The organism is Vibrio hangzhouensis (assembly GCF_900107935.1).
Taxonomy (GTDB): Bacteria; Pseudomonadota; Gammaproteobacteria; order Enterobacterales; family Vibrionaceae; genus Vibrio; species Vibrio hangzhouensis.
Genome location: NZ_FNVG01000011.1, coordinates 47,391 through 67,980 on the forward strand (window position 1 = coordinate 47,391; position 20,590 = coordinate 67,980).

A 20,590-nucleotide genomic window follows, 5' to 3' on the forward strand; every position below is an offset into this window, starting at 1 on the left:
TATTAGCGAATATTTTACTCTGAATAAAGAAAGCGAAATTTAAGTATGGCAACCGATCCAAGAAAACTATTGGTAACTTGCGCACTACCGTACGCTAACGGCTCTATCCACCTTGGTCATATGCTTGAGCATATCCAGGCGGATATCTGGGTACGTTACCAACGTCTGCGTGGCAACGTAGTAAACTTCATTTGTGCTGATGACGCTCACGGCACACCAATCATGCTGAAAGCTCAGCAGATGGGGATCACGCCTGAAGAAATGATCGCAGCTGTTAGCGAAGAGCACCAAAGAGACTTCGCTGGCTTTGATATCAGCTTTGACAACTACCACAGCACTCACTCAGAAGAGAACCGCGAGTTGGCATCTCATATTTATCTTGAGTTGAAAAAGAACGGCTTTATTTCAAGCCGCACTATTTCTCAGCTATTTGATCCTGAGAAAGAGATGTTCCTGCCAGACCGTTTTGTAAAAGGTACTTGCCCTAAGTGTAAGTCTGAAGACCAGTACGGTGACAACTGCGACAACTGTGGTGAAACGTACAGCCCGACAGAACTTATAGACCCGAAATCGGCTGTGTCTGGTGCGACTCCGGTAATGAAAGATTCTGAGCACTTCTTCTTCGACTTACCTCAGTTTGAAAGCATGCTGAAAGAGTGGACTCGCTCTGGCTCACTGCAAACTGAAACTGCAAACAAGATGCAAGAATGGTTTGAATCTGGTCTGCAACAGTGGGATATCTCTCGTGATGCACCGTACTTCGGTTTTGAAATCCCGGGCGAAAAAGACAAATTCTTCTACGTGTGGCTAGATGCACCTATCGGTTACATGGGTTCTTTCAAAAACCTATGTGACAAACGTGACGACCTAGACTTCGCAGAGTACTGGAATAAAGACAGCAACACTGAACTTTACCACTTCATTGGTAAAGACATTGTTTACTTCCACAGCTTGTTCTGGCCTGCCATGCTCGAAGGTTCTGGTTTCCGTAAGCCAAACAACGTATTTGTTCACGGCTACGTCACGGTTAATGGCGCTAAGATGTCGAAGTCGAAAGGTACGTTTGTGAAAGCAAGTACTTACCTAAACCACCTAGATCCAGAGTGTCTACGTTACTACTACGCTGCGAAACTTAACAGCCGTATCGACGACCTTGATCTTAACCTTGAAGACTTTACACAACGCGTTAACGCAGACGTTGTAAACAAAATCGTTAACCTAGCGTCACGTAATGCGGGTTTCATTACCAAGCGTTTTGAAGGCAAGCTTTCTGACAACTTTGCTGAACCTGAGCTTTATAACGAATTTGTTGCCGCAGCTGACCGCATCGCTGAGCTGTATGAAGCTCGTGAATTTGGTCGCGCGATTCGTGAAATCACTGCGCTTGCTGATAAAGCTAACCAATATGTGGATGAAAAAGCGCCATGGGTTGTCGCGAAAGAAGAAGGTAAAGACCAAGAGCTGCAAGATATCTGCTCTGTAGGTATTAACCTGTTCCGCGTGCTGATGACCTACCTCAAGCCAGTTATGCCTGCTCTTGCTGCACGTACCGAAGCATTCCTGAACGAAGAGCTAACATGGGATGGCATTGTGCAGCCACTAACCGCCCATGAGATCACCAAGTTCAAGGCTCTGTTTAACCGTATCGATCCTAAGAAAGTGGAAGCGATGATTGAAGCTTCTAAAGAAGATGCAGCAGCAGAAATTGCGGCGAAAGAAAAAGCGGAAGCAGAGAAGAACAAAGCAAGCCAAACTGAGCTTGATAAAGATCCAATCGCCGATGAGATCGAGTTTGACGACTTTGCCAAAGTAGACATGCGTATTGCGCGCATCATTTCTTGTGAAGAAGTGCCAAAAGCGAACAAGCTACTTAAATTCCAGCTAGACATTGGTGGTGAAACTCGCCAAGTGTTCTCTGGCATCAAATCTGCCTATAAGCCGGAAGAGCTAGAAGGCAAGCTAACGGTCATGGTAGCGAACCTGAAGCCACGCAAGATGAAATTCGGTATGTCGGAAGGCATGATTCTGGCGGCTGGCCCTGGTGGCAGTGATCTTTGGATCCTTGAGCCGCACGAAGGTGCACAACCGGGTATGCGCGTCATGTAATTGATCGGGCAGATACTGCTCAGATTGTAGAACTGAAAAGCCAGCATTTTGCTGGCTTTTTTTTGTGATTCAACTCACGGTTTTTGTGCATCTGCACCAATCAAATGCAACCTCTCACCCAAGACCATTTATAACTGACTGTTTTTATTGAGAATATTATTTGGCACTCTCTTTGCTCTGCCTCTTTCAGGAGACAATGAACCACAAAAGGAGGTCGTCATGTTTGTATTCGTGTCTTTTATATTGTCTGCTGCCATTCTGGCAGCCATCTACCACTACGCAAAGGCTACTGAAGCCAAACTTGAACGTAAATATCAACTTATCGTCAATTTACGTGGTCTGGTTACTCTGGTAAGACAGCATCGAACTGCGACCCATTATTATCTGATGTTCGGCCAGAAAAAGCTCAAACAACTAGAAAAAATCGAACAGGAGATGGAACGCCGCTGCCTCGATCTTATCGAAGTGGCTCATTTTGACAATAAACCTATGTATCGCGTACTCCATAGCAACATTAAGCTATTGTGTCGGTCCTGGAAAAAACACAGCGTCAGCAAAAACCAACTGGTACACGGTAAGCTGATCCGTCAAACCTTACTTCTCGTGGATGATATTTTGATCGCCTGGCTTGTGGACGTCGAACGGGAAGAGCTTGAAGAAGACTATCGTAATCTATGGCAAGGAATTATTGATTCTCTCGACTGTTTAACACAGCTGCGCGTCTGTATCGAAGGATGTGAAAGTGAACTGGGCAAACAACGCGTCATGCACTATTGCAGAATGATGCACCGGAAAGTCAATCAATTAAGTGTGGTTGGCCCCCTATCCGTGCCTTCACCAATGTACAGTGCAACAATCGGTAGAATTGAAACCCTTATTGAAACTCCTGCCACCGAGTTGGATCGAGAATTTTTGTATCAGCTAACCTCTGAGCTGTCCGAACTGATATTCACCAGTTACGACGGTATCATTAAGGAAATGGCCGAGGAACTGTACCAACCTATCCCCAATACCGCAGTAGTCTGAAAGGTTCAATCATTAAAAAGGCCGCTAACTTAGCGGCCTTGAGTTTCTACAGCATTAACTGTCGTCTTCGGTAAAATCTGTTGGCAGTGTGGTTTTCATCTGATTCCAGATTTGACTACTCTCGATACCGTAGTGACGAATCACTAGCGGCAGTCTATCTCGATCACCGTTCTGGCAAACTTGCAGTAGCTCTTTATAGAAGGCCAGTGCCAGTTCACGAGCTTCTGGGTTAGAGAAGTAGTAACTACCCACGCGATCGTAGAGCTTCTTAAGACCATTGAAAATCAGACCGTAGATCTGGTTTCCTGAATGAAAGGCCAGACGTTGGAACAGCATATAGTCATAAAAGTTGAAGGTTCGAGCGATCAGTGCAGACTGACGTTTCGCTTCGTCTTTTTCACCTTCATCTTTAACGTTTTGCTTAATTTTGTCGGCATAAGGAGAGGACTCAACAAACGCATCCCAGGACTCTGCCTTAAGAAGGCTTTCACAGGAATCGATCACACCTTCTATAGTGCGTTCTGAATTCTCTTTATTCGCTTTGAAAGCGTAGCGCATGAATATCGGACTGATGTTGGTACGTGCCGCAAGAAGATCTTCAACTATTGATGTAGCATTATCCGCATCTAAAGTCATAAGCGTATCCAGAATGTGAAGACCTGATGTCTCCATAAACTGATTTACCTTGGTTGGCTTGCCATGCTGAATGGTTAACCAACCATCTCTAGCCAAGCGTTGTAGCACTTCACGAAGCGTCGTTCTCGTTACCCCAATAAGTTCAGACAGTTCTCTTTCAGCTGGGAGAATTGAGCCCGGTGGAAAACGGCCATTCCAGATGCTCTCTATAATATACTTTTCAGCGAACCCTGCTGGGCTCTTCGCCTTAATTACCATTATGGGGTGTATCCAATCATTTTATTTATTTGTGTATAGAACTCATCATACCACTACTTCAAGAATTTGGTAAACCTACACGACTTATAACTGTAACATTTACAAAATAGAGCAATAACTCTATTATGACATTTTTATGGACATACCCATTTATAGGTACCATTAATAGTCATTACCAATTTATTAAACTTCTATTAACCATACAACTTATTATAATATATACAAAAACACCCTGACATAACCAAAAATAATCAATACGTTTTTTCCGAGTATTAGCCGAAATTTAAACAGAAAAACATGCTTTTTTGACCTGTACGATTCACATAGTATCTATGACTCATATTTTGTATGGTCATCCATCACAATTGTGAAAAGGCAACCATTACGCATGTCTATGTTTAGCTTATTACACATGGATCGCGTTTTTAGCAAAAAGTAGAAGTTTCCCAATACGAAATTGTATTTTTTGTTGACTAAATCTTACCGAAGAGTAGAGTTGCGGGCGAAGCAAGGAGTGCTTACAACTGAGGGACTTGGCAAGTGAACAATCACCCCCACCTAGTGTGAGCGTTGTTCGTTTACTAAGTTTTTTAAGTTTGATTTTGTTTGGAAGCCCTCTCAAATACTCTCGCACCCTTTGCATTTGTCATTTAATAACAACATAAGAGTATTACTATGCCGATTTCTCTTGGAAATGCTTTTATCAAGAACTTTCTTGGTAAGGCTCCCGATTGGTATAAAGTAGCGATCATCGCTTTCCTGATTATCAACCCAATTGTTTTCTTCTTCATTGATCCATTTACAGCCGGTTGGCTGTTGGTCATTGAGTTTATCTTCACCCTTGCCATGGCACTAAAATGCTACCCACTTCAACCAGGGGGTTTGCTAGCTATTGAGGCCATTGCGATTGGAATGACCAGTCCTGCTATGGTGAAGCATGAAATCGTTAACAACATCGAAGTGTTATTACTTCTGGTGTTCATGGTGGCCGGTATCTACTTTATGAAACAGCTACTGCTGTTCATCTTCACTAAGATACTGTTGGGCATCCGTTCTAAAACGATACTATCGCTCGCGTTCTGTTTCGCGGCAGCATTCCTGTCCGCATTCCTGGATGCGCTTACGGTTATTGCCGTCGTCATCAGCGTCGCTGTAGGCTTCTACTCAATCTACCACAAAGTGGCTTCTGGTAAGCACTACGGTTCTTCTCACGATCACACTCAAGACGAACACCTGTCTGAGTTGACCCGTGATGACTTAGAAGACTACCGCGCGTTCTTGCGTTCGCTTCTCATGCATGCCGGCGTTGGTACTGCTCTGGGCGGCGTAATGACAATGGTAGGCGAACCACAAAACCTGATCATTGCGGATCAGGCGGGATGGCAATTCGGTGAGTTCATCATGCGTATGTTGCCAGTGACGCTACCGGTATTTTTCTGTGGCCTGCTAACCTGTGTGCTGGTCGAGAAATTTAAGGTGTTTGGTTACGGCGCCAAGCTATCAGACAACGTTCGTCAAATCCTGGTTGACTTCGACCGTGAAGAACGCAAAACGCGTACCAAGCAAGATGTTGCCAAGCTATGGGTTCAAGGTGTGATTGCAGTTTGGCTCATCGTCGCATTAGCGATGCACCTGGCCGCAGTTGGTCTTATTGGTCTGTCTGTTATCATCCTTGCAACCGCATTTACTGGTGTCATCGAAGAACACTCTATGGGCAAGGCGTTTGAAGAAGCGCTACCGTTTACCGCACTTCTTGCCGTGTTCTTCTCAATTGTTGCGGTTATCATCGACCAGGGTCTGTTCAAACCGATCATCGATGCGGTACTGCATATTGAAGATAAGGGTACACAGCTGGCTCTGTTCTATGTTGCCAACGGTCTGCTTTCAATGGTCTCAGACAACGTATTCGTTGGTACGGTCTACATCAACGAAGTGAAAACAGCATTAGTTGAAGGTGTCATTGATCGTGCCCAGTTCGACTTGCTGGCAGTAGCGATTAACACAGGTACGAACTTGCCATCAGTGGCGACACCGAATGGTCAGGCAGCCTTCCTGTTCTTGTTGACATCGGCTCTTGCTCCGCTCATTCGTTTGTCCTACGGCAAAATGGTCATCATGGCACTGCCGTACACCATCGTGCTTGCTCTAGTCGGTCTTTTCGGCATCGTATTCCTACTGGAACCTATGACCGCAATCTTCTACGATTTGGGTTGGATTACGGAAGCAACAGGGAAAGCAATTGAGGCCGGAGTCTCATCCGGACATTAATTTTTAGTTGATTGTGAAACTATTCCAAGTTAAAAAGCTCTGAGTATTCAGAGCTTTTTTTATTTTAACAAGGACGTATCAGTGTCAGTTCTTTCTAACATCAAGACTTTTTCTCAGTCCCGATTATCTTGGGCTTTACTGTTTCTCTTTACCCTGTTCTTTGAACTGTGTGCCCTGTTCTTCCAGCACGTAATGCAACTGGCTCCCTGCGTGATGTGTATTTACGAGCGCGTCGCTATGTTTGGGATTTCAGGAGCCGCGCTGATTGGCCTGCTCAATCCTAAAAATACACTACTACGATGGGTGGGGTTAGGTGCCTGGGGGGCATCCGCCGTGAAAGGCCTGACTCTGTCTCTAGAGCATGTGGATTACCAGTTCAATCCCTCACCCTTTAAAACCTGCGATTTGTTCGTCACCTTCCCCGACTGGGCACCGTTGAACCAATGGGCTCCATGGATGTTTGAAGCTTATGGCGACTGTTCAAAAGTAGTTTGGCAGTTCCTCACTTTATCCATGCCTCAGTGGCTAGTCGTCATTTTTGCCGGTAACCTTCTTGCGTTGGCAATCATTGTTATTGCACAAGCCAGCAAAACTAAACGTTTCTGACTTCGAGCGGTAAGCGCTAAGAAGCCAATTTACGCCATCAATATATGTTGTACCGATAGCAAAGAAGCCTCATTTGAGGCTTCCTGATTGCTTTATTTCCCGCAGCATTTCTTATATTTGCTACCGCTGCCACAAGGACACGGATCGTTTCGTCCAATCTCCTTGAACGGGTTCACGGTCTGGGACTGATGGCCAATCATCATCTCATCGGCTGCCATAGCCACCTCATGAACCATGGTATCAAGTTGTGGCGCTAAATCGGCATAGGTGGGCAACTGTTCAAAACCCGCTTCACACATTTGGGCGTGGGTTTGCTCTTCATCCATCGCCAGCATCAGCGTGGTAAGCAGAGCCTGGAGCATACGTACGGTGCCATCTGACAGCGCTTTGCCTTGCCATTGTATCTCAACGACTGGCCAAACCGTCATGAAGCCTTCTGCAAAATCCGCCACCAGATCTTGATTGTCATCAAGCAAGGCCAACAACGCATATTGATTGGTTTTGAGAAGCGCATACTGAGCTTGAAGGTGCTCGACCACCCAAGTTTCTTGCTCCGGCGTGAAGTCACCAAGTACCGATGATAGCCAAGCCTCTGGCTTTAAGGGCTCAGCTGCAAAGTTAGCGGCTAGGATTGCGCCTTCGATAAACGCACTAGATTCGCCTGCCCAGTCAGCAGGAAGCTCGATGAATTTCATTTGTTCAATACACCCGTCAGAATTTGTGGCAAGTATATTTACCTCGCCGTAGAAACACAATGGTCGATTCTTTAATCCATAACGGGTAGAATCCTCGCTCCCTGATAGTAATGAGAACCAGTATGCGCGTTGTTTTGGGCCCGATGGAGGGCGTATTAGATCATTTGATGCGAGAAATCCTTACCGAGATCAACGACTATGATCTTTGTGTAACCGAGTTTGTTCGTGTCGTTGACCAAACACTCCCTGATCATGTGTTTTATCGACTGTGTCCTGAACTCGCTCAAGGTTCGATGACCAAATCTGGCACGCCTGTTCATATTCAGCTTCTTGGCCAAGATCCGCGTTGGATGGCCGAAAACGCGGTAAAAGCCGCATCACTTGGCGCTAAGGGGATTGACCTAAACTTTGGTTGCCCGGCAAAACTGGTGAACAAGAGCAAAGGGGGCGCGGCGCTACTGCAACATCCAGAGCTTATCCATAACGTGGTTAAGGCATGCCGAGAAGCCGTCGACCCATCTATTCCAGTCACCGCGAAAATACGTCTGGGTTGGGAAAATCCTGATGACTGCTTTGAAATTGTCGATGCGATTGAGCAGGCTGGCGCCAACGAGCTAACCGTGCACGCGCGCACCAAAACGGGCGGTTATAAAGCCAGTGAAATCAAATGGGACTACATCAATCAGATACGTCAAAAGACCAGCCTTCCCTTGATCGCCAACGGAGAGATCTGGAATTATGCTGATGGTCAGCGCTGCATCGACAATACTGGCGTAGACTCCTTGATGGTCTGTCGCGGTGCGTTCAACGTGCCAAACTTGGGTAATGTCGTCAAACACAACCATACTGTGATGCCATGGCATGAAGTGGTCGAACTGCTTTTGGTATATTCGACCTATGAAATCAAAGGCGATAAAGGACTCTATTATCCAAACCGCGTCAAGCAGTGGTTTTCGTACCTTCGCCAGCAATATCCTCAAGCTGCTGATTTGTTCAGAGAAATCCGTACCCACAATAAGGCAGCGCCTATTGTAGAGCACATTCAGCAGTACCGCGACAAGATGCTCGCCACCCTGCCGCTGTAAGACTGTCTAGCGTGTCAGCAGCAGAGAATGCTCTGCTGCGATAGTGACATCTAAATCACCCTCTTCTGCTTGGCATGTACGACCGGTCAATACACATTCAAACGTGTCATTCTCAAGTCCAAGCTTCCATACTGGCAGCGAAACACGCAACGCCTCTATGCCCAGGTTGAAGCCACTAATCACTACTTCCTGGCCCAATTGACGGGCGAACACCAAACTTGATTGATCAACATATAGCGGGACAAAACTGCCTCGTTGTAAAGCAGGTGAAGCTTTACGAAGCGAAATCAACTGCTTGCAATAAGGTAACCATTTACTCGTCGTCACTTGCTCCCATGGAAAGCAGCGGCGATTGTCCGGATCGTGTGTCCCCTCAAGTCCCACTTCCACTCCGTAGTACAGACACGGTGTGCCGACGTAGGTCATCAACAGCTGCAGTGCGATGGCAAGACGAGACTCGTTGCCACCCAGAGTGGTAACAAAGCGCTCAGTATCATGGCTATCAAGTTGGTTTAACTGGGACAGTTGGTTACTCCATGGTACTTTGGCACTGGCCTCTTGAAGCCAGCTCAAAAACTCATGACAGTCGATGTCGATAGGGTCAAACGCAATGTCTTTCCTGGCGAGTAGCGCACGTAGTGGATGGGCAAAACCATAATAGTTCATGGCCCCATCTTCCTGATCTCCCTGCAGCCACTGGGTCGCCTCAAAGAAGTGTTCCCCAAGCATATAAGAGTCAGAATTTACCGACTTCATTGACTCACGAAACGCTCTGACATAATGCGCATTATTGGCTGCACCTTCGCCTTCCCCTAGCATATGAATCACATCAAAGCGCCAACCGTCGATATTATAAGGCGGTTTGAGCCAATGTTTGATCACCGAGTCTTGACCTCGATAGATGTGATCACGTACGTCGTCATTATGGAAGTTCAGGACAGGAAGCGTATCTATTCCCTTCCAGCCTACGTACTGTTTTGAGTCTCCGTTAAAGAAGTAGTAGTCACGATAGGGGCTGTCTGGAGAAGTGTATGCGCCATTGCTCTCTTCCAGTACATCAAACCAAGGGTGTGCGACAGAGGTATGGTTGAGCACGGCATCAAGTACCACCCTCATACCTCGCTGATGCAAGTTGTCAGCAAGTTCGGCAAATTGTTGGTTGGTGCCAAATTTTGGATCGATGGAGTAGTAGTCCACCGTGTCATACTTGTGGTTACTGTATGAGGTAAAAATCGGATTGAGATACAAGCTAGTGATCCCAAGGTCTTGCAAGTAATCCAGCTTAGATTCAATGCCAGCGAGATCGCCGCCATAAAACTCAACCGCACCAGAGTTTCCATGATTCCCCACAGGCTCGCCCCACTGTTTTTTCACCGATTGACGATTGCGATTTGGGTATTGGTACTCGCCCGTCTCGACGCCAATGCTTGAGTCACCATTGCAAAAGCGATCAGGGAAAATCTGATAGAACACTTGCTCAGCAACCCAGCTTGGCGGTTGGTCTGTGCGATTATACTTAAAGTGATATTCTCGTCCGGGCATGCGACTGTGGATACCACGTGCATCGAGCCAATACTGACTCGTCGCCGTCAGTGCTTTAAACACATAGTAAGTGACGTCTTTGTCTATGCTAAGTGGCAATGTCGCTTGCCAGATATCCAGTTTGCCTTTACTGCCAACTTTACTCAGTGCGATTAAGTACTCTTCATTGTCAGGCTCGTGACGTAGCTTAATCGAATCAAATTTATCTTGCTCGGCAAATAAACGGATGGTGAGCCAATCACCTTCTCGCACTAGCCCATCGTTGGTTTGCGGGTGATACAAAAATGGCTGGTTCATTATGATTCTTCTGTAGAAAGGGAACGAGGTAAAGTTATTCTAGAAGAATTGCACGGTGAAAAAATCCCCCTTCAAATTGAAGAGGGATCACAGATGGTAGGCGTAGACCCCTGGGCTGAGTCTAACCAGTTTACATGTTAACTGAGTAACAAGCTGTCATCGGCTAGCTCTTCGCCACGCACTTTAGAGAACATTTCTAATAAGTCTGGTACTTGCATGTTGGCGCGTTGCTCCCCTTCTACATCAAGCACTATTTCTCCTTGGTGCAGCATCACGGTTCGATCGCCACAAGCAAGCGCATCTTTCATTGAGTGCGTCACCATCATCACGGTGAGATTAAACTCTTTGATGACTTTTTTGGTCAGATCGATGACAAACGCTGCCATACGTGGGTCCAGTGCTGCAGTGTGCTCATCCAGTAACAGCAGTTTACTGTCTGATAGTGTTGCCATGACCAGACTCACCGCCTGACGCTGACCGCCGGAAAGTAGCCCTATGTTATCACCAAGCCTGTCTTCCAGACCGAGCCCAAGAATACTAATGCGCTCCTGGAACAGCTTGCGACGTTTGCTGGAAAGCGACAAGCTCCAGCCGCGTTTCTTACCACGCATGTACGCCAGCGCCATATTCTCTTCAATAGACAAATCACCACAGGTACCCGCCAGCGGATCCTGAAATACCCGAGCACACTGGTTTGCACGTTGATCTACAGAAAGTCGGGTAACATCCATATCATCAATCAACACTTTGCCTCCTACCATTGGTGTTTCTCCGGTAACAGCGCCAAGCAATGTTGATTTACCCGCTCCATTAGAGCCTATTACTGTCAAGAACTGATGTTCGGGTACTTCTAGATTCACCCCTTTCAATGCCCTGTTCTCCAGTATGGTTCCTGGATTGAACGTAACTTGAATATCTTCCAGTCGAATCATGCTGCTTTCCCCGTGTTGCCTGCGTTAGATACTGCTTTACTCTCTACAGGCTTAACGCCCTTTTTTGCTTTAAGGTTTCCTTTGATTTTTGGTGCAATCAACGCCATTGCCACCAGTACCGCTGTAACCAGGTTAAGGTCCGATGCTTGCAAACCAAACATGCCGGTACTCAATGCAAACGCCACCGCCAAACGATAGAGAACGGAGCCAACAATAACAGCAGTCACTGCCACCCAAATTTTACGCCCCGGAATTAAGGTCTGACCTAAAATAACCGCGGCAAGCCCTACAACTATGGTACCCACGCCCGACGTGACATCGGCAAAACTGTTCGTTTGTGCAAACAACGCGCCGGCAAAACCGACAAAACCATTGGAGAGTGCCAGACAGAAATAGGTGTAAAAAGAGGTACTTGCCCCCTGCGCTTTCACCATTCGAGCATTGACACCGGTGGCTCGCAAGCCAAGGCCAAAGTCACTGTTAAGAAGACGAACGACAAACCACGCGGAGATCAACACCAATACGCCCACCACCAATGGACGAACATACATAGCGTCACCCATCATTTCGAACGGTGTCAGAATGGTGTCCTCACCGAGCAGCGCCATATTAGGTCTGCCCATGATACGAATATTGATTGAGAAAGCGGCTATCATGGTCAGGATAGAGGCAAGAAGGTGTAGAATGCCACAGCGAACAGCCAAGAATGCCGTCACCCAACCGGTCGCAGCACCCGCTATTATCGCCATTCCCGTAGCCACCCAGGGGTCAATTCCCGCCACAATCGCGGTCGCAGCAACCGCTGCTCCCATAGGGAAACTGCCATCTACACTGAGATCGGGAAAATCTAAAACACGGAATGTGAGATAGACGCCCAAAGCGACAAGACCATATATGAGGCCAATTTCTAAGGCGCCAAAAAAAGCGAAAGCAGACATAACAACTCCTCTTCTGCTCAATAAAAAGCTGGGCTCTTTGGCCCAGCATCAGGTTGTTGCGGATTACTTCACGCTAGTTGCTCGGTCCAGTACCGTTTTAGGGATCGACAATCCAAGTTTTTTCGCTGCTGTCGCGTTAATCACCAGGTCGGAACCTTTCGCTACCTTAACGTCCATTTCGCCCGGATTTTTACCTTCTAGGATAGCCGCCACATAGTCTGCCGTTTGAACACCAATCTGGTAGTAGTCAAAACCAAGACTTGCTACTGCACCGCGCTCAACATAAGACGTCGCCGCACCAAACACCGGTGTTTTCGCCTGGTTAGCTGACACGATCATACCCTCAATTGCACTTGCAACCGTGTTGTCGATCAACGCATAGATAATGTCCGACTTTCCAGAAATAGCCTGTGTTGCGGTCTGAACGTCCGCACTCTTCAGAGCCGTCGCTTCAACCAGTTCAATCCCGCGTTTGTCAGTACTCTCTTTGAGCAACTTCATCAAGCTGACTGCATTCGCTTCGCCAGGATTGTAAACCACACCAATTGTTTTCACGCCGGGCATGATTTCCTGAATCAGTTCAACATGCTGAGCAACTGGAGAAAGATCAGACAAACCTGTTACGTTTTTACCTGGTTGCTCCAGTTGTTTCACCAACTTGGCACCAACTGGGTCGGTCACTGCGGTAAACACAACAGGGATATCACGGGTTGCAGAAACAAGAGCCTGAGCTGTTGGCGTTGCAATACCTACAAGAACATCAGGACGCTCACCTACATATTGTCGCGCGATTTGCACAGCGATGGCAGGGTTACCCTGAGCCGTCTTATAATCAAACTCCAGGTTCTTTCCTTGTTCATAACCTTTCGCTTTCAAGCCATCAACCAAACCCTGTCGGGTAGCATCAAGAGCGGGATGCTCAACGATTTGAGAAACGGCAACCTTCGCCGTTTTAGCCATAATGCTTGTAGAAGAGAGTAGCGCGACACCAGTAAGTGCAGCCGTGACAAATAACTTGCTTGCTTTCATCTTGACTCCTTGATTCAGCAAAGATCCACACCGGACGTTGTTGCGGTGTGAGAGATAAATTGAGTGTAATTATTAATTTACATAAATCGCCGAAAGCATTTCATCATTGCTCGGCCTAATGCTATTTCTACCAGTAACACAACTAAAATGAAAGGAATTATTAACAATTAGCCTAGGTAGATGTGCTACATGATCGAATGGGTGAATTATATTTTTGCCCAGATGTACAACAATCGATACATACGTCTAATTTTCATTCAGTTTTCAGAGTAATGCAATTTTGACAAAGTACTGCATGTATGAGTGTGTTTTTGTGAAAGCTGTCTATATTCATACAGATACTGTAATGAACAGCGAGCACGGCTGTCCTTAGTGGTAACGTTCGGAGATCTAATGATGAGATATCTGCTACTCACCGCCTGCCTATTCTGCGTCACTGCCACAACCTCGGCCCGCGAATTGGAAGGCACCCAGCTCACCAAAATGGGTCAGATAGACGGGGTACCCTGGTCTATTCAAAGTACAGGAAATCAGACGTTTCTTATTGGCTTGAGGCGGGGTGAAATGTTTCTCTTCGACGGCCAAAAGGGAACGACACAACCTGTTTCAGGTTTGCCAAAAGTGTTCGCCTCTGGTCAGGGAGGTCTTATGGACATCCACCCTAGCCCGTCAGAGCACAATGTCTTTTACTTTACTTATGCCAAGCCCGCGGGCAAAGGTGGCGCACCTACACTCGCCAAAGCCAGACTGTCTGGCAGTCAGTTAATGAATTGGCAAGATCTCTTCACCAGCAATCTGGTCGTCACGACAGGCCGTCACTTTGGCAGTCGCGTCGCGTTTGATGACAACAACTTTGTCTACATGACGATTGGCGATGGTGGGGAGCGGGATAACGCACAAAACACTGAAAATCACGCCGGTACCATTGTCAGACTGCACCCCGACGGCTCCATTCCTCAAGACAACCCCTTTGTCGACACTAGCGGTTTTGCACCTGAGATTTATTCCTATGGCCACCGTAACCCACAAGGCATCGCATTTGATGATAAGACCGGATACCTGTGGGCAATCGAACACGGCCCAAGGGGTGGAGATGAACTCAATCTTATTCGCTCAGGCGCCAATTACGGCTGGCCCATTACTTCGCACGGTAAAGAGTATTGGGGGCCTGTCAATGCAGGAGAAGCTCAAGAGAAAGAAGGCATTGAATCCCCCAAGAAAGTCTATATTCCTTCCATCGCTCCCGGCTCTTTGTTGCTATACCGTGGCGAAGCCTTCTCGCGATTAAACGATAAGTTTTTGATTGGTGCTTTAAAACTCACTCACATCAACATACTGGATCTGAATGGTGAAGGTCAGGTACTGGAGGAGCGGCGCTACTACGAGGATCTCAATGAACGGATTCGCGATATCACAACGGATGAGCACGGTCATCTGTGGTTCACGACCGACAGCGGCAACATCTATCGGGTGAATTGGCCATCACCTTCCCAATAGGCTCTCTGCAATAAACCCCCAAAAAACAACAAACCCGCTCTTGAGCGGGTTTGTAATTCACACGGGAGACGCGACAACTTTAGAACCAACGTTCAAAGTCACGTCGATCCAACTGCCTGAACGCGCGGTTCAGCGTCATGGCTAACTCCTTATAGCGTGGCTTCGCTTTGACAGGCTCGAGCGCGAACCCCGTTTCAATGATCTTCTGGTGCAGTTCACGATACCAGGACGCAAGTGCCGGAGGTAGCTGTGTATTGTAGCGATTCCCTAACCACCACATGCCCTGAACGGGTAGACTGATGGCAAATAGCGCAATGACGATGGCCTGCGGCATAGCCGGTGCGTTACTGAACGCCATTTGCGTTAACACGCTGATCGCTGCGACCGCGGGCATCACTTTGATACCAAACTTCGTTGCTTTAATGATGCGCTGCTCAGGGAACATCGGGGTCAGTTCCTTTCTCATTGGCCAAAGCTCCATATACTTTTGACCATTTTTTATACTCTGAGTCAGACTTACTCGCTCGCTCATAGGCAACCTCACTAAAAAAAAGTTGAACTATTCAACTAAATCAGCAAAATATTGACGGAAGTTAATATTCTTTCAAATTTATTTTGTTATCTTCTGTCATTATCGTTATTCTTTGCGATTCCTCAATCTCATTGTTGTCTTTATTTACAATAAAGGCAACCAGGAGATGAACGTCGCAAGGACGCAAATGTGATTTTACTGAGAAAATCGCATATTATTATACGGCAATTGATGATTTTTTGACCAAGGCTGATTGGTAATCTTTTATTACTTTTCGGCCTTGAGAACGTTTATACCCTTGATCCTCGATCAGATAAAATACAGGTAACCTCTAATGTCTAAGCTGGTTTTAGTTTTAAACTGCGGTAGTTCTTCTCTTAAGTTCGCCATCGTTGATGCAGAAAACGGTGATGAGCACCTAACAGGTCTTGCTGAATGTCTTCACCTTCCAGAAGCTCGTATCAAGTGGAAACTTGATGGTAAACACGAAGCGCAACTAGGTAACGGTGCTGCACACGATGAAGCGCTATCTTTTATCGTTGAAACTATTCTTGCTTCTAAGCCAGAACTTTCTCAAGCGCTAGCAGCTGTTGGTCACCGAGTTGTACACGGCGGCGAGAAATTCACTCAATCAGTACTGATCGACGACACTGTTGTTAAAGGTATTGAAGACTGTGCAACTCTAGCACCTCTTCACAACCCAGCGGCTATCATCGGTATTAAAGCGGCTCAAAAAGCTTTCCCTGGTCTGCCAATGTCTGCAGTTTTCGACACTGCATTCCACCAGTCAATGCCAGAAGAAGCATACCTATACGCGCTTCCATACAACCTATATAAAGAGCACGGCATTCGTCGTTACGGCATGCACGGTACATCTCACCTGTTTATCGCTCGCGAAACAGCTGAGCGCCTGGGTAAACCAGCTGATGAACTTAACATCATCAACTGCCACCTAGGTAACGGCGCCTCTGTATGTGCTATCAAAAACGGTAAATCTGTAGACACTTCTATGGGTCTGACTCCTCTTGAGGGCCTTGTTATGGGTACTCGTTGTGGCGATATCGACCCTGCGATCATCTTCCACCTACACGACGCACTAGGTTACTCTGTTGAGCAAATCAACACGATGCTAACTAAAGAATCTGGCCTGCAAGGTCTGACTGAAGTGACTTCTGACTGTCGTTTCGTTGAAGACAACTACGGTGAGAAAGAAGAAGCGACGCGTGCAATGGACGTGTTCTGCCACCGTCTGGCAAAATACGTAGCGGGTTATACAGCGACCCTAGAAGGTCGTCTGGACGCTATCGTATTCACTGGTGGTATCGGTGAAAACTCTGCGCCAATCCGTGAAATGGTTCTAAACCGTCTGGGTGTATTTGGCATCGAAGTTGATGGCGAAGCTAACCTTAAAGCTCGTTTCGGTGGTGAAGGCACTATCACTTCTGCAAACAGCCGCATCCCAGCTATGGTTATCTCTACTAACGAAGAGCTAGTCATCGCTGAAGATACTGCGCGCCTAGCAGGTCTTTAATTTCAAACTGGCTAACTAAGGTTAGCCAGTTTTCGTATTGGGCTCGGTAGAACGTTTTACTTCTCCTGTTAAAGGCGTTCATATTGCTGAGTTTCTTCCCCTACATATAGTTTGAGGTACTCAAAGAATGTCCCGTACTATTATGCTTGTACCCACTAGCGCTGGCGTAGGTCTTACCAGTGTTAGCATGGGTGTACTGCGCGCTATGGAACGTAAAGGCGTGAACGTTGCGTTCTACAAGCCTATCGCTCAGCCTCGCCACGGTGGCGATCAACCAGACTTAACTTCTACTATCGTTGGCAATAGCAGCGACATGCAAGTGGGTCAACCACTTCCAATGTCTGACGTTGAGAACCTGTACGGTAGCGAAAAGGTAGATGTGCTACTTGAGACGATTGTTGAACGTTACAACCAGGTAAGCAAAGATGCAGAAGTCACGCTTATCGAAGGTCTGGTACCAACTCGTAAGCACCCATTTGCAAACGCAGTAAACGCGGAAATCGCAAAAACGCTTGGCGCTGAGATCGTATTTGTAGCAACGCCTGGCACTGACAACCCAAGTCAGCTTAAAGAGCGCATTGAAGTTGCATGTACCAACTACGGTGGTACTAAGAACAAGAACATCTCTGGCGTTATCATCAACAAGCTGAATGCTCCAGTTGATGAAGCTGGCCGTACGCGTCCTGATCTGTCTGAAATCTTCGACGACGCAGACACCGCGCAACAGGCTAACCTTGAAGTGATGCAGATCTTCAACACTAGCCCAATCCGCGTTCTTGGCTGTGTACCTTGGAAGATCGACCTAATCGCAACGCGTGCTATCGACATGGCGAAGCACCTGAATGCAGAAGTCATCAACGAAGGTGACATTGCCAAGCGTCGTATTAAGAGCATCACGTTCTGTGCACGTTCTCTGCCAAACATGATTGAGCACTTCAAACCAGGCTCTCTACTGGTTACTTCAGCAGACCGTCCAGACGTTATCGTCGCTGCGGCTCTTGCTGCAATGAACGGTGTAGAAATCGGCGCTATCCTACTAACAGGTGGCTACGATGTTCCTGCTGAGATTGCTGGCCTAATCAAGCCTGCACTAGACACGGGTCTACCAATCTTCAAAGCTCAGGGTAACACGTGGCAAACCTCTCTTAACCTACAGAGCTTCAGCCTGGAAGTACCTGCAGACGATAAAGAGCGTATCGAGTTCGTTAACGAGCACGTTGCTGGTCACATCGACGGCCCTTGGATTGATTCTCTACTTGAAGGTACTATCGGTACTCGTAAGCTAAGCCCACCAGCATTCCGTTACCAGCTAACTGAACTTGCTCGTAAAGCTGGCAAACGTATCGTTCTTCCTGAAGGTGATGAACCTCGTACAGTTAAAGCTGCAGCTATCTGTGCTGAGCGTGGCATCGCAGAATGTGTGCTTCTTGGTAATCCTGACGAAATCAAGCGCGTAGCTGCACAACAAGGTGTTGAGCTAGGTGCTGGTGTCACAATCATCGATTCTGATGCGGTACGTGAAAACTACGTTGCTCGTCTCGTTGAGCTGCGTGGCGCGAAAGGTATGACTGAAGTTGTGGCTCGTGAGAAGCTACAAGACTCTGTTTACCTTGGCACAATGATGCTGGAAGCAAACGAAGTAGACGGTCTGGTATCTGGTGCTGTTCATACAACAGCGAATACTATCGTTCCTCCGTTCCAAATCATCAAAACAGCTCCGGGTACATCTATCGTATCTTCAATCTTCTTCATGCTACTGCCTGATCAAGTATTGGTATACGGTGACTGTGCAATCAACCCTGATCCAACCGCAGAGCAACTTGCTGAAATCGCAATCCAATCTGCAGACTCTGCTGCGGCGTTCGGTATCGACCCACGCGTTGCGATGATCTCGTACTCTACTGGTGAATCTGGTAAAGGTGCTGACGTTGATAAAGTACGTGAAGCAACCAAACTAGCGAAAGAGAAACGTCCTGATCTGATCATCGACGGTCCTCTACAGTACGATGCAGCGATCATGGAGAACGTAGCGGCTTCTAAAGCACCTAACTCTCCAGTTGCAGGTAAAGCGACAGTATTTGTATTCCCAGATCTAAATACGGGTAACACAACATACAAAGCGGTACAGCGTTCAGCAGACCTGGTTTCTATCGGTCCAATGCTGCAAGGTATGCGCAAGCCAGTTAACGACCTTTCTCGTGGCGCACTGGTCGACGATATCGTCTACACAGTAGCACTGACTGCAATCCAGTCTGGCCAAGAGCAAAAGTAAGCTACTAAGCTAAAGATTGAAGCCCCGGCGTAAGCAGGGGCTTTTTTTTAGTCATAGACCGGTGCCCAGTGACAACAACACCCCCAAGCCACTGACAACACTCACCAACATGATCGGCACGACCCTTACCCAGAGTTTCTTACTGCCGAATACGATCACCATCGACATCTTCACCAAGGTGTTCACTGACGCCGCAATAATGATGCCCATCGCAGCCACAGAAGCTGGCAGTACACTGGTACTTTGCCGGGCTAAGGTAAGAGAAATGGCATCCACGTCTGTGATACCTGACAGAGCAGCCAAAACCAGTACCCCAACATGGCCAAACCACTCGGATAACGCATGGGACAGCAACATGATCAGTGCGAGCACGATACCAAAGAAAAGTGCTGAGCCCAGAGCCAGTGGATTTGTTTTGGTCTCAGATTGACTAACCGAAACATTCGGGGCCATTTTCCACAGCCACCAGCAAGGCAGATACATCGCAAGCATCATCACGCCAACGGGAAGCGCTATCTGCTCAATGAGATCTGGGTTGATAACAGACAGCACCACAAGCAGTCTGGGGAACATAGTGCCACAACTAAGCAAGATACCCGTCGCCAGTAAAGGACTGACCGAAGGTTGCTGCCTGGACAATTGAGAAAACTGCAATGTCAGAGCCGTCGATGAACTCAAGCCCGCAAAAATTGAAGTAAACAGGATGCCCCGTTTTGCGCCGGCAATGCGTATAGCAAAGTAGCCAACAAAGGAGATACTGGCAATCAGTACCACCATCCACCAGATCTCATACGGATTGAGTGCCTGCCAGGGTCCAAACCCCTGATTAGGCAGTAACGGCAGCATTACGATCGATATCAATAGAAGTTGGAGTGCTGCATCCAACTCATACTCTTTTAGTTTGGCGAGCGCCTGGTGCAGTTCGCGCTTGTTGTCGAGTACGATGGCGGTAATGACTGCGGCAGCTGCGGCAGCAATTGGCTCGTCATACACCGCTAACGTACCGAGCAGAAAGGTAATTAAAAGAGCCACAACGCCAGTGATGCTGATGTCCTGATTTCGCTTTTGCTGAACCACAAACGCAATGGCAGCAATCACAACCAGAGCAACCAATGTGAAACCGACAATAACAATAGACGTTTGTTTAGCAACAGCGGCAACCAGTCCGCCCAGTAAACCGACAAGTGCAAAAGTACGGATCCCGGCAACACGGCTTCCTTCAACACTTTTTCGCATAACCCAGCCACGCTGAGTACCGACTATGGCCCCCAACAACAGAGCAATGAATAGCTTCCAGACGAGGTTACCGTTGTTGAAGATCTCACCGATGTCCATAAAAC

Annotated in this window: 16 protein-coding genes; 8 read left to right on the top strand and 8 right to left on the bottom strand. The window is 47.2% G+C overall.

From position 1 onward, the window contains the following. Positions 1 to 45 precede the first annotated feature (45 nt). Both metG and C4S60_RS12360 read left to right on the top strand, forming a co-directional pair. The gene (gene metG, locus C4S60_RS12355) at positions 46 to 2,106 is read left to right on the top strand and encodes a methionine--tRNA ligase (protein WP_103880657.1); all 2,061 of its coding nucleotides are present in this window, start codon (positions 46 to 48) and stop codon (positions 2,104 to 2,106) included. Between the two features lie 219 nt (positions 2,107 to 2,325). Beyond that, positions 2,326 to 3,132 (top strand): hypothetical protein, encoded by an 807-nt coding sequence (locus C4S60_RS12360; protein ID WP_103880658.1) that lies wholly within the window; start codon positions 2,326 to 2,328, stop codon positions 3,130 to 3,132. A 54-nt stretch (positions 3,133 to 3,186) separates the two neighbouring features. Here C4S60_RS12360 and fadR read toward each other — a convergent pair whose 3' ends face one another. After that, positions 3,187 to 4,026 carry a fatty acid metabolism transcriptional regulator FadR gene (fadR, locus tag C4S60_RS12365; protein ID WP_103880659.1) on the bottom strand — a complete coding sequence of 280 codons (840 nt, stop codon included), beginning with the start codon at positions 4,024 to 4,026 and terminating at the stop codon, positions 3,187 to 3,189. 675 nt (positions 4,027 to 4,701) lie between these two features. Between fadR and nhaB the strand changes: the two genes are divergently transcribed. Continuing rightward, positions 4,702 to 6,294: a Na(+)/H(+) antiporter NhaB gene (gene nhaB, locus C4S60_RS12370; RefSeq protein ID WP_103880660.1), complete on the top strand. Its 1,593-nt coding sequence runs from the start codon at positions 4,702 to 4,704 to the stop codon at positions 6,292 to 6,294. Between the two features lie 81 nt (positions 6,295 to 6,375). Next, positions 6,376 to 6,900, top strand: coding sequence for a disulfide bond formation protein DsbB (gene dsbB, locus C4S60_RS12375; protein WP_103880661.1), 525 nt, complete (start codon positions 6,376 to 6,378; stop codon positions 6,898 to 6,900). A 92-nt stretch (positions 6,901 to 6,992) separates the two neighbouring features. On the opposite strand, the gene C4S60_RS12380 is transcribed toward dsbB, so the two are convergent. Further along, positions 6,993 to 7,595 (bottom strand): SEC-C metal-binding domain-containing protein, encoded by a 603-nt coding sequence (locus C4S60_RS12380; RefSeq protein WP_103880662.1) that lies wholly within the window; start codon positions 7,593 to 7,595, stop codon positions 6,993 to 6,995. Between the two features lie 122 nt (positions 7,596 to 7,717). Here C4S60_RS12380 and dusC point away from each other — a divergent pair, with 122 nt between their 5' ends. Continuing rightward, on the top strand, positions 7,718 to 8,680 hold the full coding sequence (dusC, locus tag C4S60_RS12385) for a tRNA dihydrouridine(16) synthase DusC (RefSeq protein ID WP_103880663.1): 963 nt from the start codon (positions 7,718 to 7,720) through the stop codon (positions 8,678 to 8,680). 6 nt (positions 8,681 to 8,686) lie between these two features. On the opposite strand, the gene malZ is transcribed toward dusC, so the two are convergent. The 4 genes from malZ to C4S60_RS12405 all read right to left on the bottom strand — a co-directional run bounded on the left by malZ (position 8,687) and on the right by C4S60_RS12405 (position 13,418). After that, a complete protein-coding gene (gene malZ / locus C4S60_RS12390) occupies positions 8,687 to 10,519 on the bottom strand; it encodes a maltodextrin glucosidase (protein ID WP_103880664.1) in 1,833 nt (610 codons plus the stop codon). A gap of 137 nt (positions 10,520 to 10,656) precedes the next feature. Then, positions 10,657 to 11,451 carry an ABC transporter ATP-binding protein gene (locus C4S60_RS12395; RefSeq protein WP_103880665.1) on the bottom strand — a complete coding sequence of 265 codons (795 nt, stop codon included), beginning with the start codon at positions 11,449 to 11,451 and terminating at the stop codon, positions 10,657 to 10,659. Beyond that, a complete protein-coding gene (locus C4S60_RS12400; protein ID WP_103880666.1) occupies positions 11,448 to 12,389 on the bottom strand; it encodes an ABC transporter permease in 942 nt (313 codons plus the stop codon). The genes C4S60_RS12395 and C4S60_RS12400 overlap by 4 nt, the downstream gene beginning before the upstream one ends. A gap of 63 nt (positions 12,390 to 12,452) precedes the next feature. Continuing rightward, entirely contained in the window at positions 12,453 to 13,418 is a 966-nt protein-coding gene (locus tag C4S60_RS12405) for an ABC transporter substrate-binding protein (protein ID WP_103880667.1), read from the bottom strand. A 393-nt stretch (positions 13,419 to 13,811) separates the two neighbouring features. On the opposite strand from C4S60_RS12405, the gene C4S60_RS12410 reads away from it, so the two are divergent. After that, on the top strand, positions 13,812 to 14,915 hold the full coding sequence (locus tag C4S60_RS12410; RefSeq protein WP_103880668.1) for a PQQ-dependent sugar dehydrogenase: 1,104 nt from the start codon (positions 13,812 to 13,814) through the stop codon (positions 14,913 to 14,915). A gap of 79 nt (positions 14,916 to 14,994) precedes the next feature. Here C4S60_RS12410 and yfbV read toward each other — a convergent pair whose 3' ends face one another. Continuing rightward, positions 14,995 to 15,447 carry a terminus macrodomain insulation protein YfbV gene (gene yfbV, locus C4S60_RS12415; protein WP_103880669.1) on the bottom strand — a complete coding sequence of 151 codons (453 nt, stop codon included), beginning with the start codon at positions 15,445 to 15,447 and terminating at the stop codon, positions 14,995 to 14,997. Positions 15,448 to 15,781: 334 nt separating this feature from the next. Between yfbV and C4S60_RS12420 the strand changes: the two genes are divergently transcribed. Together C4S60_RS12420 and pta are read left to right on the top strand one after the other, a co-directional pair. Next, positions 15,782 to 16,978, top strand: coding sequence for an acetate kinase (locus C4S60_RS12420; RefSeq protein WP_103880670.1), 1,197 nt, complete (start codon positions 15,782 to 15,784; stop codon positions 16,976 to 16,978). Positions 16,979 to 17,105: 127 nt separating this feature from the next. Beyond that, positions 17,106 to 19,250 (top strand): phosphate acetyltransferase, encoded by a 2,145-nt coding sequence (pta, locus tag C4S60_RS12425; protein WP_103880671.1) that lies wholly within the window; start codon positions 17,106 to 17,108, stop codon positions 19,248 to 19,250. Positions 19,251 to 19,301: 51 nt separating this feature from the next. Here the strand turns inward: pta and C4S60_RS12430 are convergent, their stop codons facing one another. Further along, positions 19,302 to 20,585, bottom strand: coding sequence for an MgtC/SapB family protein (locus C4S60_RS12430; RefSeq protein ID WP_103880672.1), 1,284 nt, complete (start codon positions 20,583 to 20,585; stop codon positions 19,302 to 19,304). Positions 20,586 to 20,590 lie beyond the last annotated feature (5 nt).